We start from the raw sequence: 16100 nt of genomic DNA, 5'->3' as shown, positions 1-16100 counted from the left end.
TTGAATCACTGGCATTGCATTGTTGAAACAACTGCATTCAACTATGAAACCTTGTTGAAACACTCACGGAATCGCCCACGCCATGCAGCCCCGCCAACCCCGCGTCGTCGTGCTCATCAGCCATCTGGAACGCCCGCTGCAACAAAGCCATCTGGCCCGGGTGGTCAATGGCGTGATGGCCGACTATTCGGCACAAACCAGCATCCGCGTGCTGGACACCACGGTCGCCGAAGCGTTGCCACTGGCCCGCGAGCTTGAGCAGAACGACGAAGTCGAGGTCTTTGTGTGCGCAGGCGCCACTGCGGCCTACCTGCGCCGGCACCTGAGCCGTCCGGTGCTGTCGATGCGCGTGGGCGGTGTCGATCTGCTTCGGGCCCTGGAGCAGGCGCGACTGCGCTCACCGCAGATCGCCGTCATCAGTTACGCGCGGACCAATGCCGATCTCGAGTCGATGGCCGCGCTGTTCACGGTGCAGATCCATCAGGCCTCCTACCTCACGCTCGAAGAAGCCCGGCAGGCGGTGGAGCACGCCCGCAGCCTCGGTTACCAGACCGTGATCGGCTCATCGGCCGTGGTGGAACTGGCCGAGCGTATCGGCTTGCATGGCGTGCTTTCATTGAGTCAGGCCACCGTGCGCAAAGCGCTGGAAGAAGCCTTGGGCGTCCTGCACAGCCAGCGCATTGAACTGGCCAAGCGCCGGCACCTGGACGGCGTCTTGCAGCACATCCCCACCGGGGTGGCGGCGGTCGACAATCTGGGTATCGTGCAATCGCTGAACCCTGCGCTGGAAGCGTTGCTGGGCATCCCGGCACGTCGGGTGCTGGGCCGTCCCTTGCAGGAGTTTTGCCCGGAACTGGCGCTGGACGACGTGCTGCAAGGCGGTGTCGGCGAAGAGAACACCGTCATCCGCCTGGGCCAGCATCTGGTGGTCAGCAATATCCTGCCTATTCTCGAAGACGGCCAGCGCACCGGCCTGGTGTTGACCTGCCAGGACACCTCCGCGGTACAACGCGCCGACCAGCGCATTCGCTCGACGCACCGCCCGGTGGGTTTCTCGGCCAAGTACCGGCTGGAGCAAATCAGCGGCGAAAGCCTGGCCACCCGCCAGTTACTGACACTGGCCGAACGTTATGCGGCCACCTCCTCTACCGTGCTGATTACTGGCGAAAGCGGCACTGGCAAGGAACTACTGGCGCAAGGCATGCACAACGTCAGCAGTCGCCAGCGTGGCCCGTTCGTGGCGATCAACTGCGCGGCCTTTCCCGAATCGCTGCTGGAAAGCGAACTGTTCGGCTATCAGGAAGGCGCCTTCAGTGGCTCGCGCAAAGGTGGCAAACCCGGGTTGATCGAGGCCGCCCATCGCGGCACGTTGTTCCTCGACGAAATCGGCGACATGCCGGTGTCGTTGCAGACGCGCCTGCTGCGGGTGCTGCAGGAGCGCGAGGTGTTGCGCCTGGGCGCCAGTGAGCCGATCAGCATCGACATCCGGATCATCGCCGCCACCCACCAGGACCTGTCCCAGGCCATCGCGGCTGGGGAGTTTCGCAGCGACCTCTACTATCGCCTGAACATCCTGCGCTTGCAGACGGTACCGCTGCGCGAACGCCGTGAAGACATCGCCGATATCGCCCGCGACATTTTGCTGCGCCTCAATGCCGACAAACGCCCCTCGCGATTGCAGGAGCGGCTGATGGAGGCCTTGTTGCCCAAGCTCATGGCGTATGCCTGGCCAGGCAATATCCGTGAACTGGAGAACATCATTGAACGTGCCGCGATTTCGGCGCAGGACCTGCTGCACGGCAGCGTGATCGATGAGCAGGCCCTGGCCCTGGTGATCCCCGAGCTGCTGAAAAGCCAGGGCACGGCCCAGGCACCCGCTCAAGTGGCACCGGCCGTCAGCGACTTGAAACACCTCGCCCGGGAAAAGGAAAAGCAGTACGTACGCGAAACACTGCTGGCCTGTAACGGCAATCTGGCGCAGACGGCCATTCAACTGGGTATCAGCCGCTCCACGCTGTGGCGGCGCCTGCAATAGAGCGGCATCGACCCGAACGCGCAGCGTTTGAATCCCGCGCGTTCAGGTGATAGGGGGCTTACTGGAACACTTCGAATAGCCCCGCCGCGCCCATGCCGCCACCCACGCACATGGTCACCACCACATACTTCACGCCGCGTCGCCGGCCTTCGAGCAAGGCATGTCCGACCATCCGTGCACCGCTCATGCCGTACGGGTGGCCGATGGCGATGGCGCCGCCATTGACGTTCAGGCGGGCGTCGTCGATGCCCAGGGTGTCGCGGCAGTAAAGCACCTGGCAGGCGAAGGCCTCGTTGAGCTCCCACAAACCGATGTCGTCGACCTTCAGGCCGTGCTGCTTGAGCAATTTGGGCACCGCCAGCACCGGGCCGATGCCCATTTCTTCTGGCGGGAGGCCCGCGACCGCCATGCCACGGTACAGCCCCAGCGGCTTGAGGTTGCGCTGCTCGGCCAGGCGCGCCTCCATCAATACGCAGGCACTGGCACCGTCGGACAGTTGGCTGGCATTGCCGGCGGTGATGCAGCCACCCTCGATCACCGGCTTGAGGTTGACCAGATCCTCCAGGCGGGTCTGCGGGCGATTGCCTTCGTCCCGGGTCAGGGTCACCGGCTCCAGGCGCGTCTCGCCGGTGGCTTTATCGGTCACCTGACGCAGGCTGCTGACCGGTACGATCTCGCTGTCGAACAGCCCGGCCTGCTGCGCCGTTGCTGTGCGTAGTTGCGATTGCAGGGCGTAGGCGTCCTGCGCCTCACGACTGATGCCATAACGTTGCGCCACCAGCTCCGCTGTCTTCAGCATCGGCATGTAGGCATGGATGGCGTTGCGCTCCACCTGCGGGTCGCGTTCGGTGTAGGCCCACTCCATGTTACGGTTCTGCACCGCGCTGATATTTTCCTGGCCGGCACCGATCGTGACCGGCATGCCGTCGACGATGATCTGCTTGGCCGCCGTGGCGATGGCCATCAGGCCCGAGGCACACTGGCGGTCCAGGGTCTGGCCGCTGACCGACAACGGCAAACCCGAGGCCAGCGCCGCCATGCGGGCCAGGTTCAGGCCAGCGGTGCCGCTGGTCAATGCGCTGCCCATGACCAGGTCTTCGATTTCCGCGGCTTCGATACCGGCACGCTCCACCGCCGCACGGATCGCGTGGCTGGCCATGGTCGGCGACTTGAGGGTGTTGAACGCGCCCCGGAAGGCCTTGGCGATGGGCGTACGGGCGGTGGACAGAATGACGGCTTCTTTCATTGTGCAAATCCTTGGGAGACAGAGTGCGGCGGCCACCGTGGTGGTGACCGCCGGATGATCAGATACGTTCGATGCGCGACTTGCCGCTGGCCACCAGGCGTTCGAGCAGCGCGGCCGGCTGGAACCACATCGCGCCATAGGCGCCCAGTGCCTGGCGGTAATGACCGATGCGTTCAAACACCTGGGCCAGGCCCAGCCCTTCGGCGTAATGCATCGGTCCCCCGCGCCAGGCCGGGAAACCGTAGCCATTGATCCACACCAGATCGATGTCGCTGCTGCGCTGGGCGATGCCTTCATCGAGCAACTGGATGCCTTCGTTGATCAGCATCAACAGGCAGCGGTCGTGGATTTCCTGATCGCTGATGACCCGACGCTGGATACCCAACTCACCAGCAATGCGCTCGGCCAGCTCGATCACCTGCGGGTCATCCTTGCGTTCGCGGCCTTCGTAGAGGTAATAGCCACGGCCGGTCTTCTGGCCGAAGCGGCCCAGTGCGTACAGCTCATCGGCCAGCTTGCAGTAGCCGGGATCATGGGCAATCACCTCACGGCGCGATTCGCGCACCAGGAAGCTGACATCGATGCCCGCCAGGTCGTGCATGGCGATGACCCCCATGGCCAGGCCAAGTCCGCTCAGTACGTTGTCGATCTGCGCCGGCGTGGCGCCTTCCAGCAGCAGGCGGTGCGCCTCGCGGGAATAGGGTTCGAGCATGCGGTTGCCGATGAAGCCGAAACACACCCCGGACACCACCGGGATCTTGCCGATACGCCGGGCGACTTTCAGTGTGGTGGCCAGCACCTCGGCGGCCGTGGCCGTGCCGCGCACCACCTCCAGCAGGCGCATGATGTTGGCCGGGCTGAAGAAATGCAGGCCGACGACGTCCTGTGGCCGGTGCGTCACGGCGGCAATGGCGTCGACATCCAGGGTGGAGGTGTTGCTGGCCAGAATCGCCCCGGCCTTGCACACCTCGTCCAGGGTCCGGAACACCTGCTGCTTGACCGGCAGACTCTCGAATACCGCTTCGATCACCAGATCGGCGTCGGCGATATCGGCGTAGTCCAGGGTGCCGTGGATCAGCGCCATTCGCTGCTCGACCTGTTCGGGCGTGAGCTTGCCGCGCCGGACACTGCTGTCGTAGTTCTTGCGGATCAGCGCCAGGCCGCGTTCCAGCGCCTCGACCTTGAGTTCCAGCAGCGTCACCGCCATGCCCGCGTTGGCGAAGTTCATCGCAATGCCACCGCCCATGGTGCCGGCGCCGATCACCGCGACACGATTAACCGGTCGGATCGGTGTATCGGCATACAGCCCCGGCAGCTTGCCGACTTCCCGTTCGGCGAAGAACACATGGCGCAGCGCCTCGGACTCGCGGGAGGCTTCGGCCTCCTTGAACAGCTCGCCCTCTTTGATCAGCCCTTCGGCCAAGGACAGGTTGCAGGCGGCTTCAATGGCCGTCACCACCCGTTGCGGCGCGTTCTGGCCTTTCCAGCGCGCCTGTTGGGCGGCGCGATACTCGGCGAAGTAGTTCGCGGGCAGGGCTGCGCCCGGGTTCGCTTGCGGCCACGCCGGACGCGCTGGTGCCTGCTCGGCAATCAGCTCGGAGGCCAGCGCCCTGGCCGTGTCGAGCAGGCTTTCAGCGTTGGGTGCCACGCGGTCCAGCAGCCCCAACGCCAGTGCCCGATTGGCCTCGATCGGCAGTCCGGACGCAATCATCTCCAATGCCGCCGAGGCTCCGATCAGGCGCGTCAGGCGCTGGGTACCGCCGGCACCGGGCAGCAAGCCGAGCTTGATTTCCGGCAGGCCAAGCCGGGCCCCCGCCTCCGCCACCCGGTAGCCGCAGGCCAGGGCCAGTTCCAGCCCCCCGCCGAACGCCAGGCCACCGATGGCGGCGATCAGGGGTTTGTCCAGTTCGGTCAGGCGGTTCAACAGGCCCGGCAAGTCCGGCCGGGCGAACGATGCCCGGCTGCCGAACTCGGAAATGTCTGCGCCAGCGCTGAACGGCAAACCTTCGCCGTACAGCACAATCGCTTTCACGCTGGCGTCGGCGGCGGCGCGCTCACAGGCCGCGAGCAACTGTTCGCGCAATGCCTGGCCGAGGGCGTTGACGGGGGCACGGGCAAGGCCGATCAGGGCCAGAGGGCCTTCGTTCTGGTATTGGATCAATTCATTCATGGGTATTTTCTCGTTCGGATAAAGGCGTGGGTACCGAGCAATCACTGGAGCGCTCAGCCCAACTCGCTTTCCCGAATCAGCTTCTTGTTGATTTTGCCGACGCTGGTTTTGGGGATCTCGGCGACGAACTTGAACTGCTTGGGGATCGCCCATTTGTTGATGCGCCCGCAGGCCACGAACTGTTGCAGGTGGGCTTCGAGCATCTGTTTGTCGACGAACTGCCCCGGCTCGCACACCACCAGCGCCATCGGCCGTTCACCCCATTGCTCGTCGGCGATGCCCACCACGGCGACCGAGGTGACCGACACGTGCTCGCTGATCAGGTTCTCCAGGTCCAGGGAGCTGATCCACTCGCCACCGGTCTTGATCACGTCCTTGATCCGGTCCTTGATTTCCACCCGGCCAATGCTGTCGATGGAAGCCAGGTCGCCGGTGTGCAGCCAGCCGCCTTCCCACAGTTCGGCGCCTTTTTGTGCTGACTTCAGATAGCCCTGGGTCAACCACGGTGCGCGCACCACGATTTCGCCCAGGGATTCGCCGTCATGGGCCACGTCGTTGCCGCTGGCATCGATGATTTTCAGGTCGACCATCGGGATCGGCATGCCGGTCTTGATGCGTGTGGGCAATTGCGCCGACGTCGTCTGATCAAGTTCCTCGCCCCGCAAGAAGCTCAGGCACAGCATCGGGCAAGTCTCGGACATGCCGTAGCCGCTGTGGACCTGAATGCCCTTCTCACTGGCCGAACTGGCAATGCCCAGCGTCAGCGCGCTACCGCCCAGGAGCATTTTCCAGCCATCAAAACGGATGTTCCGGGCTTCTTCGCAGCCAAGGATCATTTGCAGAATCGTCGGCACGCAATGGGAGAACGTGACCTTCTCTTCGCGAAACAGCCGGACCAGGCTGTTGGGCTCGTAACGGCCGGGATAGACCTGCTTGATGCCCATCAGGGTCGCCACATACGGCACCCCCCAGGCATGCACGTGGAACATCGGCGTGATCGGCATGTACACGTCGTTGGAGCGCAGCAATGGCAGGCTTTGGTGAGCGCCCAGGGTGCCCACGGCATTGAGGGTGTGCAGCACCAGTTGTCGATGGCTGAAGTACACGCCTTTGGGCTCGCCCGTGGTGCCGGTGGTGTAGAACAGGGTCGCCACCGAGTTCTCGTCGAAATCGGCAAAGTCATGGTGGCTGGCTGCCTGGGACAGCAGGTTTTCATACTCGCCCAACACGGGAAGCACGGTGTCGGGTGCGACGTCGTCGGTCAGGCGGATATAGCCCTTGACGGTGTCCAGGCCCTGATGAATCTGCTCGATCATCGGCAAAAAATCATCATGCACCAGCACCAGGTCGTCCTCGGCGTGGTTCATGGTGAACAGCACCTGCTCCGGCGACAGGCGAATGTTCACCGTGTGCAACACCGCGCCGATCATCGGCACCGCGAAGAAGCACTCCAGATAGCGGTGACTGTCCCAGTCGAGCATGGCCACGGTATCCCCGGCCTTGACCCCGGCGGCGGTCAGCGCATTGGCCAGGCGATGGATCCGCTCGATGAGAGTCCGGTAGCTGTAGCGCAGCTTGTCGGCGTAAACGATTTCGTTGTCGGGTGCGTATCGCACCCCCGACAGCAGCAGGCTCTTGATCAACAGCGGGTAGCTGTAGGCACCGGCTGCCGGCGGCATGATTTTGGTCTTCAGCATGGTTGGGCTTTCCTGATTCAAAACTGCACCGCGTCCAGCAAATAAAGGCTTTCACTGCCGGCCTTGACCGAAGCGCTCAGCGAGTGGATACGCGGCAGCAGGCGGGTAAAGTAGAAGCGCGCCGTACCGAGCTTGCTGGCATAGAAATCGTCCTCGCCCTGTTTGCCCCGGGCCGCTTTGGCCATCAAGGCCCACATGTAGGCGTAAGCGGTGTAGCCAAACACCTGCAGGTACTCGACCGAGGCCGCGCCGACTTCATTCGGGTTGTGTTGGGCGCGGTCGAGCAACCACTCAGTCAATTCATCGAGGGTGTCGACCGCGGCGTTCAGCGGCTGGGTGAACTCGCCCAGATCGGCGCCGGCATTGGCGGTGAAGTGGCGAACCTCCGAAGCGAACAAACGGTAAAGCGCCCCGCCGCTACCGACGATCTTGCGTCCGGCCAGGTCCAGGGACTGGATGCCGTTGGTGCCTTCGTAGATCTGGGTGATGCGCACATCGCGCACCAGCTGCTCCTGGCCCCACTCGCGAATGTAGCCGTGGCCGCCAAAAATCATCTGCCCGTGCAGGGTGCTTTCCAGCGCCATGTCGGTGAGAAATGACTTGGCCACCGGGGTCAGCAAGGCCACCAGCTCCTGGGCGCGCTGGCGGGTCGCCGGGTCTTCGCTGTACTTGGCGGTGTCCAGTTGCAGCGCGACGTAGCTGGAGAACGCGCGACCACCTTCGTTCAAGGCCTTCATGGTCAGCAGCATGCGACGCACGTCGGGGTGCACGATGATCGGGTCGGCGGCTTTGTCCTTGTTCTGCGCACCGGTGGGCGCACGGCTTTGCAGGCGGTCGCGGGCGTAGGCGACGGCGCTTTGATAGGAGCGTTCGCCCTGGGCCAGGCCCTGAATACCGACACCCAGACGCTCGTAGTTCATCATGGTGAACATCGCCGCCAGGCCCTTGTTCGGCGCGTCGACGATCCAGCCGGTGGCACCGTCGAAGTTCATCACGCAGGTGGCCGAGCCCTTGATGCCCATCTTGTGCTCGATGGATCCGCAGGACAGCGAATTGCGCTCTCCCAGGGATCCATCGGCATTGACCAGCACCTTGGGCACCAGGAACAGCGAGATGCCCTTGGGCCCTGGCGGTGCATCCGGCAGGCGCGCGAGCACCAGATGGATGATGTTTTCGGTCAGGTCGTGCTCGCCGCCGGTGATGAAAATCTTGCTGCCGCTGACCTTGTAGCTGCCATCGTCCTGGGGTTCGGCGCGGGTGCGGATCATGCCCAGGTCGGTGCCGGCGTGGGCTTCGGTCAGGCACATCGAGCCGCTCCAGATGCCGGCATACAGGTTCGGCAGATACGCGGCCTTGAGTTCTTCACTGGCGTGAGCGTTGAGCGACAGGCAGGCGCCCGCCGTGAGCATCGGGTAGGTACCGAACGACAGGTTGGCCGAGGCGACCATTTCCTCTACCTGCGCGGAGATCGCCTTGGGCATGCCCATGCCGCCGAACCGTGGTTCGCCACCGACACCGACCCAACCGCCTGCGGCGAAGGCCTGATACGCCTCGGCAAAACCGTGCGGGACCGTCACCGAACCGTTGTCCCAGGCACAGCCTTGTTCGTCACCGCTGCGACGCAGGGGCGCGATGCTGCCGGCGCTGATCTTGCCAGCCTCTTCGAGGATCGCCGCAGCGGTCTCTTCGTCAACGACCTCGGCCAGGCCGGGCATGTTGGCCCATAGCCGGGACACCTCGAAAACTTCATTGAGCACGAAGCGCATGTCGCGCAGGGGGGCTTTGTATTCGGACATGATTGAACTACTCAGACAATGTGAGGGCATGACGCGCCCCCGGTTTTTCGGAAGGGGCGCAACCATCGACACGGGCCACCGGCTGAGCCGGATTCACCTGTTCGATAAGCGAGGGCCTGCGCAGCAGGAAATACGACAGCGCCGGGATCAGAATCAGCGCCCCGAGCATGTTCCACAGGAACATGAAGGTCAGCAGGATGCCCATGTCGGCCTGGAACTTGATCGGCGACCACACCCAGCACACCACGCCAGCGGCCAGGGTGATGCCCACCAGCCCGACCACGCGGCCGGTGAAGGACACCGCGTTGCGGTAGGCCTGGGACAGCGGCAGGCCCTGACGCTGGAAGTGCAATTGCACGCTGAGCAGGTACAAGGCGTAGTCCACGCCGATGCCCACCCCGAGGGCGATCACCGGCAGGGTCGCGACCTTCACGCCGATGCCCATGGCCACCATCAGCGCCTCGCAGAGGATCGAAGTCAGCACCAGTGGCAACAGCGCCACCAGCGTGGCCCGCCAGCTGCGGAAGGTGATCAGGCAGAACAGCGTCACTGCCGCGTACACGTACAGCAGCATGGTGTGGTTGGCTTCGCGCACCACGATGTTGGTCGCCGCCTCGATCCCGGCACTGCCGGCGGCCAGCAGGAACTGCCGATCCGGGGTGCTGTTCTCGCGGGCGAACTTGTCGGCGATCGCCACCACGGCGTCCAGGGTTTCGGCCTTGTGGTCCTTGAGGAAAGTGATCACCGGCATCAGCGAGCAGTCGGTATTGAAGAGCTCCGGCGAGTTCACCGAGGCCTGCTGCGCGGCATAGTTGAGCACGTCCTGGTTGCGCTGGATGCTGTTGAGCTTGGGGTTGCCTTCGTAGGTGCCGGCGGTGATCTGCCGTACCGCGTTGACCAGCGAAGCCGTGGCCTGCACCCCCGGATACTGCTGCAGCTCCCAGGCCAGGCGGTCGGCGAGGATCAGGGTCTTGTAGTTCAGGCAGCCTTCGGGCGCGGTCTTGATCATCACCGCGAACAGGTCGCTGGACAGCGCGTAGTGGCTGGTAATGTAGGCGTTGTCGCGGTTGTAGCGCGAGTCGACGCGCAGCTCCGGCGCCCCGCTTTCCAGGTCGCCGATTTTCAGCTGCTGGCTGACCACGAAACCACCGACGCCCATCAGCGTCGCCACCAGCACGGCGGCGGTCGCCCACTTGGCAGTGGTGAAGCGGTCGAGCAAATCCCAGAGTCGGCCGAAGCCTTTGCTCTTCTCGGCACGGGTGTCGATTTTCAGCGCGCGCTCGGCAGCCTTGGCACCGACGCCGATGTAGGACAGCGCCACTGGCATCAGCAGCAGCGAGGTGAAGATCAACACCGCGACGCCGATGCTGGCGGTGATCGCCAGGTCCTGGATCACCGGGATGTCGATCAGCATCAGCACCGCAAAGCCCACGGCATCGGCCAGTAGCGCCGTGACCCCGGCAATGAACAGGCGGCGGAAGGTGTAGCGCGCGGCGATCAGTTTGTGGGTGCCCCGGGCGATGTCCTGCATGATGCCATTCATCTTCTGCGCCGCGTGGGACACGCCGATGGCGAAGATCAGGAATGGCACCAGCACCGAGTACGGGTCGATGGCGTAGCCCAGCCAGGCGACGATGCCCAGTTGCCAGACCACCGCGATCAGCGAGCAGCCGACCACCAGCAAGGTACTGCGCACGCACCGGGTGTAGGCATAGATGATCACCAGCGAGGTGACCACCGCCAAACCGAAGAACATCATCACCTGGATCAGGCCGTCGATCAGGTCGCCCATCAGCTTGGCGAAGCCGATCACGCGTACCTTGTAATGCGGCTCATGTTTCTTGGAGCGGCCTTCCTTCCCCGCCTTGCGCGCCGAAGCGTCACCGGCGAATTCGATCTTGTCGCGCAGCTGCTCCTCGAGCATCTGCGAAAAGGCGTGGTAGTTGATGCGTTGGCCACCAGCGGCGGCCTTGTCCAGCAGCGGCACCACCAGCATGCTCGACTTGAAATCGCTGGCCACCAGACTGCCCACAAGACCCGCGCGGGCGATGTTCTGGCGCAGCTGTTCGATCTGCTCCGGCTTGCCCGAATAGGTGTCGGGCATCACCGGCCCGCCCTGGAAGCCGTCCTCGGTGACTTCGGTCCAGCGCACGCCCGGGCTCCACAGCGACTTCATCCAGGCGCGGTCGACGCCGTCGGTGAGGAATAGTTGATCGTTGACCTGCTTGAGCACGTCCAGGTATTCGGGGTCGAAAATATCGCCATGGGTGTTCTCCACCACCACCCGCACCGAGTTGCCCAGGCCGCGCAACGAGGCGCGGTTTTCCAGGAAGTTCTGGATGTAGGGCTGGCTCTGCGGAATCATTTTTTCGAAGCTGGGGCGCAGCTCCAGGCGGGTGATCGCCATGTAGCCCAGCAGCACCGTGGTCAGCGCCATCAGCAGCATGAACAGCGGGCGGAAGTTGAACACCAGGCGTTCCAGAAGGTTGCCGGAGCGCTGGTCGAAATCGCGCAGGTCGCGGATCACCGGCATGGCGTCTTGTTTGATATTGCCCATGTCTGGGTTCTCGCTCTTAGGGTTCGATGGCGGCGGCTTTGGGGACAGGTGCGACTGGCAGTGTGCGGGCGCCACGGCTGCCCGCCAGCACCAGCTGGCCGTCGGCGGCCTGGGTGGCACCGGCGACCGGCGCTGGAGCCGACTGCTGCACCAGGTGCATCTGCGCGCCCTGCCCCTGGCTGACCAGCATCTGCCCGCCCTGGGTGAACAGGCGGTAGTGACCAGCGGCATCGATCAGCCCCGCGGTGATGCTCAGGTGCAGGCCGCTGTCCAGGGCGGCCCAGCTCTGGCCGCCATCGCTGCTGCGCAGCACGTTGCCGCGCAGGCCGTAGACCAGCACTTCGCCGGGCTTGCCGAGCACACCGAAGAAGCTGCCCTGATACGGCGTCTCTACGGCAGTGAAGCGTTGCGCACTGTCGTCCCACTTGAGCAACAGACCCTGCTCGCCGGCGATGTACAGCGCATCACCCGTTGAGGCGATGGCATTGAGGTGGAAACCCTGCGGGTTATCGGTGCGGTCCTGGAACGGCGTCCAGGTCTGGCCGCCATCGTCGGTGCGCAGGATCAGATTGAACACGCCGACCACATAGCCGGTTTTTTCATTGGCGAACCAGACGTCCAGCAGCGGTTTGTCCGCGCCTTGATCCATTAAACGTTGGCCTTCCGTGGCCAACTGGGGCCATTGCTCGTTGTTCGGCTCTGCCTTGGCCAGAGCCGAGTAATGTTCGATCAGCAAGCTGCCGATCTGGCGACCGTCGAGTTGTTTTTGCCAGGTCGCGCCGGCATCGCTGCTGTGCAGCACCACGCCGTCATTGCCCACCGCCCAGCCTTGGCTCGCGGTCGGGAAATTCACGGCAGTAAGGTCGGCACTGACCGGCACCGAGGCCTGTTGCCAGTGCAACCCTGAATCATCGGAAAACAGAATATGGCCGCGCTGGCCGACGCTGATCACCCGCGAACCTGCGCGGGTCATGCCGGACAACGGGCTGTTGACGGACAAGGCACTGACCCGGGCGGGCAAGTCCAGTACATCGACGTAATCGGCTGCGAAGCTGACGCCTTGCAACACGCTCAACACCACACCACAGGCCAGCTGCAAATAATTATTTTTATACGAACACATACCGCGTCCTCATCGGAAAATCGCGTCGGAGCACACACATCTGCCCTTGTGGGAGCGAGCTTGCTCGCGATGACTGACTGGCATTCAACATGGATGTCGACTGACAGTTCGCTATCGCGAGCAGGCTCGCTCCTACAACAACAGGGCTGCGGGTTCAGCGAATGCCGCTGCCCGCCAGGGCATCCGGCACCCACTGCGCCTTCGACAGAGGATCGATGTACTTCACGCCACCGTACGGGCCGACGATGCCGTTGATGTTGTAGTTGCCGCCGACCAGGTCGTAGATCATAAAAGGCGAGGTATCGGGGGTCAGCTTGTCGTAGCTCTGGCTGAGGAAGGCGAAGGAACCCCGGTAGAGCTGACCACGGGCGTCGTACTGGTCCGAGGCCAGAGCGATCCAGCTGTCTTCATCCAGGTAGAAGCGGCGCTTGTGGTAGACGTGGCGCGAGCCGGACTTGAGAGTGCCCTCCACCACCCACACCCGGTGTTTTTCCCAGCGCACATAATCAGAGGCGAGATGGTTGGGCGTGGTCAGGACCTTGGGGTCCTGGGCGTAGGTCAGCTTGTAGGTGTTGTAGGGCACGAACATTTCCTGCTTGCCCACCAGCTTCCAGTCGAAGCGATCCAGCGCACCGTTGAACACGAAGGTGTCGTCGTAGGTGTTGGTCCCGGCGGTACCGGGGTTGGGTGTGTCGTAGGCCAGGTCCGGCGCCAGTTTCACCCGTCGCTGCCCCGGCAGGTACTGCCAGGCCTTGCGCGGCTGCACCAGCGGGTTGGCCGAATCCTTGAGCATGATCGCCTCACCGGCACGGCGCGCGGGGCCGGTGTAATACAGCTTCATCTGATAAAAAATGTCCGTGCTGCTGATCAGCTTCGACATGTCTTCGTAGACCGGATAGTTCATGAACGACAGGCCGGTGGTGGCCAGCGTCGGCACACCGGCGGCGTCGACGGTCCAGGAGTCATACTTGGACGTGAGGTTGACCCCCAGATAGCGCAGCAAGTGGTTCCACATCGCTTCGCTGCCCGATTGCGGGATCGGGAACGGCACGCCGGGCAGGACGTTATCGATCGACAGCCCGCCTTCCAGGGATTTGGCGCCCGTGGCGTTCTTGCGGCTGTTGTCCAGCACCGCCTGCGGCAGGGCCACGGTGCGGTGCGTCGGGTACACGTTGATGTGATAACTGGGATAACGCTTGGCCAGTTCCACCGCCGTGGCCGTCAACTGGCCCTTGTATTGCTCGACGTTCTTGCCATCGATCACCAACAGCGGCTTCTCGTCGGCAAACGGGTCCGGACGCATGCTGTCGCCGGCCTTGAAGCTGGCCGGTGGTGTGGTCAGTCCGCCCTTGTACGCCGGGATCGAGCCATCGGCATTGCCCGCCATTTCGGCGCCGACACCGGTCAGGCTGGTGCCCAGCTTCGCCGCTTCTTCAGTCGAAACACCGGCTTGAGCCTGGGCGGCGATGACGCCCGCCAGGGAAATCGCCAGCACGCTTTCAAGAAATTTCATCTGAATTCTCTCCACTTGTTGTTGTAATCCGAGGGTCAGTCAGAAGGTGGTTTTGAAGGAGGCCGTGACCATTCCGCGATCCTTGAGCAGCGGCGACAGGCCTGCCTGTGAAGTGATCTGGCCGGGGATGCACTCATAGCGACCGTTGGCACCAGGGGTGTTGTTATCGAGCCCGGTTTCGCAGGTATCGAACGGGCCGAAGGCATCGACGTACTTGAGGTCGAACTTGTATTTGGAATAAACGTCCGCGGCGATGCCGACCGAGTAGCTGCCGGCGTCTTCGTTGCCGCCCAGTTGCACCGCCGAGTTGCCCTTGAGGCCAACGTTGTAGGAGACCGGCATGGACAGATCGACCCCCGGGAATACCTGGAACCAGGTCGGGGTGAAGTTCGTCGCGATGGTGTAGGCATTGGTATCGACCTTGTCGACGCCCCGGTAGCTGGAGTCGCCCTTGAAGGTCTGCTTGCCCTTGTCGACACTGACCAGATGGGTCAGCGTGCCCTCCACCGCCAGGGATGAGGCATCCCACACGGCGGTGTTGCCAAAGGTCACCAGGCCGTTGAGCACGACGTGAAACGTCTTGCCGCGAGCGAGCCCGGTTTCCCCTTTGCCCGGCACCGCGCCGATCAGGTTCGCGCCGTTGACCAGCCCTTCGCCGGCCAGGGTATTCAGGGTCGGGTTGATGGTGCTGAAGTTGCTCACCAGCGGCATGTTCTCGCGGTAGTTCAAGTCGAGACCGACGCTGACCGGACCAACACTCTTGGACAGGCTGATGCCGTAGATGTCGATGTCATCGGCGTAGGCGGTCAGGTACTCGATGCCTTCCAGACCGGCGAGACCCGGCTTGTGCAGGTTGGGCGCATTGATCAACACCGACGGCAGCGTGTCCGAGGTGTTGCGGTAGTAGAAACCCAAGGTGCCATCGAGCCAATCCGGGCTCCACTTGGCCATCAGCCCGAAGTCACCCGAGTTGTGCGGCTTGACGTCGTGGCCACGGGGCGCGCCGTAAAACGCGCCGGCCCCGCCCAGCAGTGATGGCAAGGGCAGCCAGAAAACATCGGCACCCTCGCCCAGCATGTCGTAGCCGCCCATGTAGGTCCCGCCCTCGGGCAGCCGGGAGTTCTGGAACTCCAGGAAGTACTGCGCGCCCAAGGTCAGCTCCGGGTTGACGGTGAACGACATCGACAACTGGTTACGCGGCAGGAACAGCTCCTTGGTTTCGGTGCCCGGCACGTTGTACAGCTTGGCGATGTCCAGCGCCGCTTGCCCGTAGTTGATGCCGTTGGCCGCGTTGAACAGGGTTTCCCCCCAGTACACGTTGTGCTTGCCGAGCTTGGCGCTGAGCATCGACTCCTCGCCAACTTCGGTGCTGTAGAACACGAAGGCATCGAGGATTTCCCCGGACGGACCGTTGTAGTAACGATCGGTGTAGTTGCTCAACCCGTGCCGGCTGGCGGTGTGGCCGTTGAGCGACGTGCCGGGCGCAATCGCACCGGCCTGGCGCGCCGCAACCAGGTTACCGGCGTTGCCCGCCTGCCCCGGAAAGGGGTTGGAGTTGGAGCCGACGTCGTCATAGGCATGGTCGTACCAACTGGCGCCACTGACCCGGAAACCCATCTTGCGCTGGTAAACCACATCCAGCTCGGTCAGCAGGTCGACCCGCTGGGTGACCGCGCTGCCGACGCTGAAATTCTTGTCGCCATCGTTGAGGTTGGAGGTGTTGGCGATCTTCGCGTTCTGCCCTTCGACCCGCTGGCCGTAACTGGCCTTGAGGGTGTTGTCGAAACGCATGGTCCAGTCGCCGCTGGCATCGTTGAGCTCGAAGGCATGGGCGGCCGGCATGACGGCGAGTGAAATGGCTGTGGGCAGCAGGCTGCGCAGCAAGGCGCTGTGACCCGTAGAGGTAGGCATTGCGTTGTCTCCGTTTTTTGTTTTTGTTTTGGGTATCAACAACGGCTCACAT

The 16100-nt window shown here is 63.5% G+C and carries 9 protein-coding genes; 1 reads left to right on the top strand and 8 read right to left on the bottom strand.

Annotation, left to right across the window (positions count from 1 at the left end):
* Positions 1 to 82: 82 nt before the first annotated feature.
* Positions 83 to 2035, top strand: a complete 1953-nt coding sequence (gene prpR / locus DKY63_RS01485; protein ID WP_110962463.1) for a propionate catabolism operon regulatory protein PrpR — start codon at positions 83 to 85, stop codon at positions 2033 to 2035.
* 58 nt (positions 2036 to 2093) lie between these two features.
* Here the strand turns inward: prpR and DKY63_RS01480 are convergent, their stop codons facing one another.
* From DKY63_RS01480 to DKY63_RS01445, 8 genes are all read right to left on the bottom strand, one after another.
* Entirely contained in the window at positions 2094 to 3281 is a 1188-nt protein-coding gene (locus DKY63_RS01480; RefSeq protein ID WP_110962462.1) for an acetyl-CoA C-acyltransferase, read from the bottom strand.
* A gap of 58 nt (positions 3282 to 3339) precedes the next feature.
* Complete coding sequence (locus tag DKY63_RS01475) at positions 3340 to 5451, bottom strand: 3-hydroxyacyl-CoA dehydrogenase NAD-binding domain-containing protein (RefSeq protein ID WP_110962461.1); 2112 nt, start codon at positions 5449 to 5451, stop codon at positions 3340 to 3342.
* A gap of 53 nt (positions 5452 to 5504) precedes the next feature.
* Positions 5505 to 7148: a fatty acid--CoA ligase gene (locus DKY63_RS01470; RefSeq protein WP_110962460.1), complete on the bottom strand. Its 1644-nt coding sequence runs from the start codon at positions 7146 to 7148 to the stop codon at positions 5505 to 5507.
* A gap of 17 nt (positions 7149 to 7165) precedes the next feature.
* Positions 7166 to 8944, bottom strand: coding sequence for an acyl-CoA dehydrogenase C-terminal domain-containing protein (locus DKY63_RS01465; protein WP_110962459.1), 1779 nt, complete (start codon positions 8942 to 8944; stop codon positions 7166 to 7168).
* 7 nt (positions 8945 to 8951) lie between these two features.
* Positions 8952 to 11501 (bottom strand): efflux RND transporter permease subunit, encoded by a 2550-nt coding sequence (locus DKY63_RS01460; protein WP_110962458.1) that lies wholly within the window; start codon positions 11499 to 11501, stop codon positions 8952 to 8954.
* A gap of 16 nt (positions 11502 to 11517) precedes the next feature.
* On the bottom strand, positions 11518 to 12624 hold the full coding sequence (locus DKY63_RS01455) for a WD40/YVTN/BNR-like repeat-containing protein (RefSeq protein WP_110962457.1): 1107 nt from the start codon (positions 12622 to 12624) through the stop codon (positions 11518 to 11520).
* Between the two features lie 154 nt (positions 12625 to 12778).
* Positions 12779 to 14137, bottom strand: a complete 1359-nt coding sequence (locus tag DKY63_RS01450; protein ID WP_110962456.1) for a DUF1329 domain-containing protein — start codon at positions 14135 to 14137, stop codon at positions 12779 to 12781.
* Positions 14138 to 14176: 39 nt separating this feature from the next.
* A complete protein-coding gene (locus DKY63_RS01445; RefSeq protein WP_110962455.1) occupies positions 14177 to 16048 on the bottom strand; it encodes a DUF1302 domain-containing protein in 1872 nt (623 codons plus the stop codon).
* Positions 16049 to 16100: the final 52 nt, after the last annotated feature.

The organism is Pseudomonas putida, assembly GCF_003228315.1.
Lineage (GTDB): Bacteria > Pseudomonadota > Gammaproteobacteria > Pseudomonadales > Pseudomonadaceae > Aquipseudomonas > Aquipseudomonas putida_S.
The sequence above is the reverse complement of the archived record's forward strand: the minus strand, read 5'-3'. Positions and strand labels throughout refer to the sequence as shown.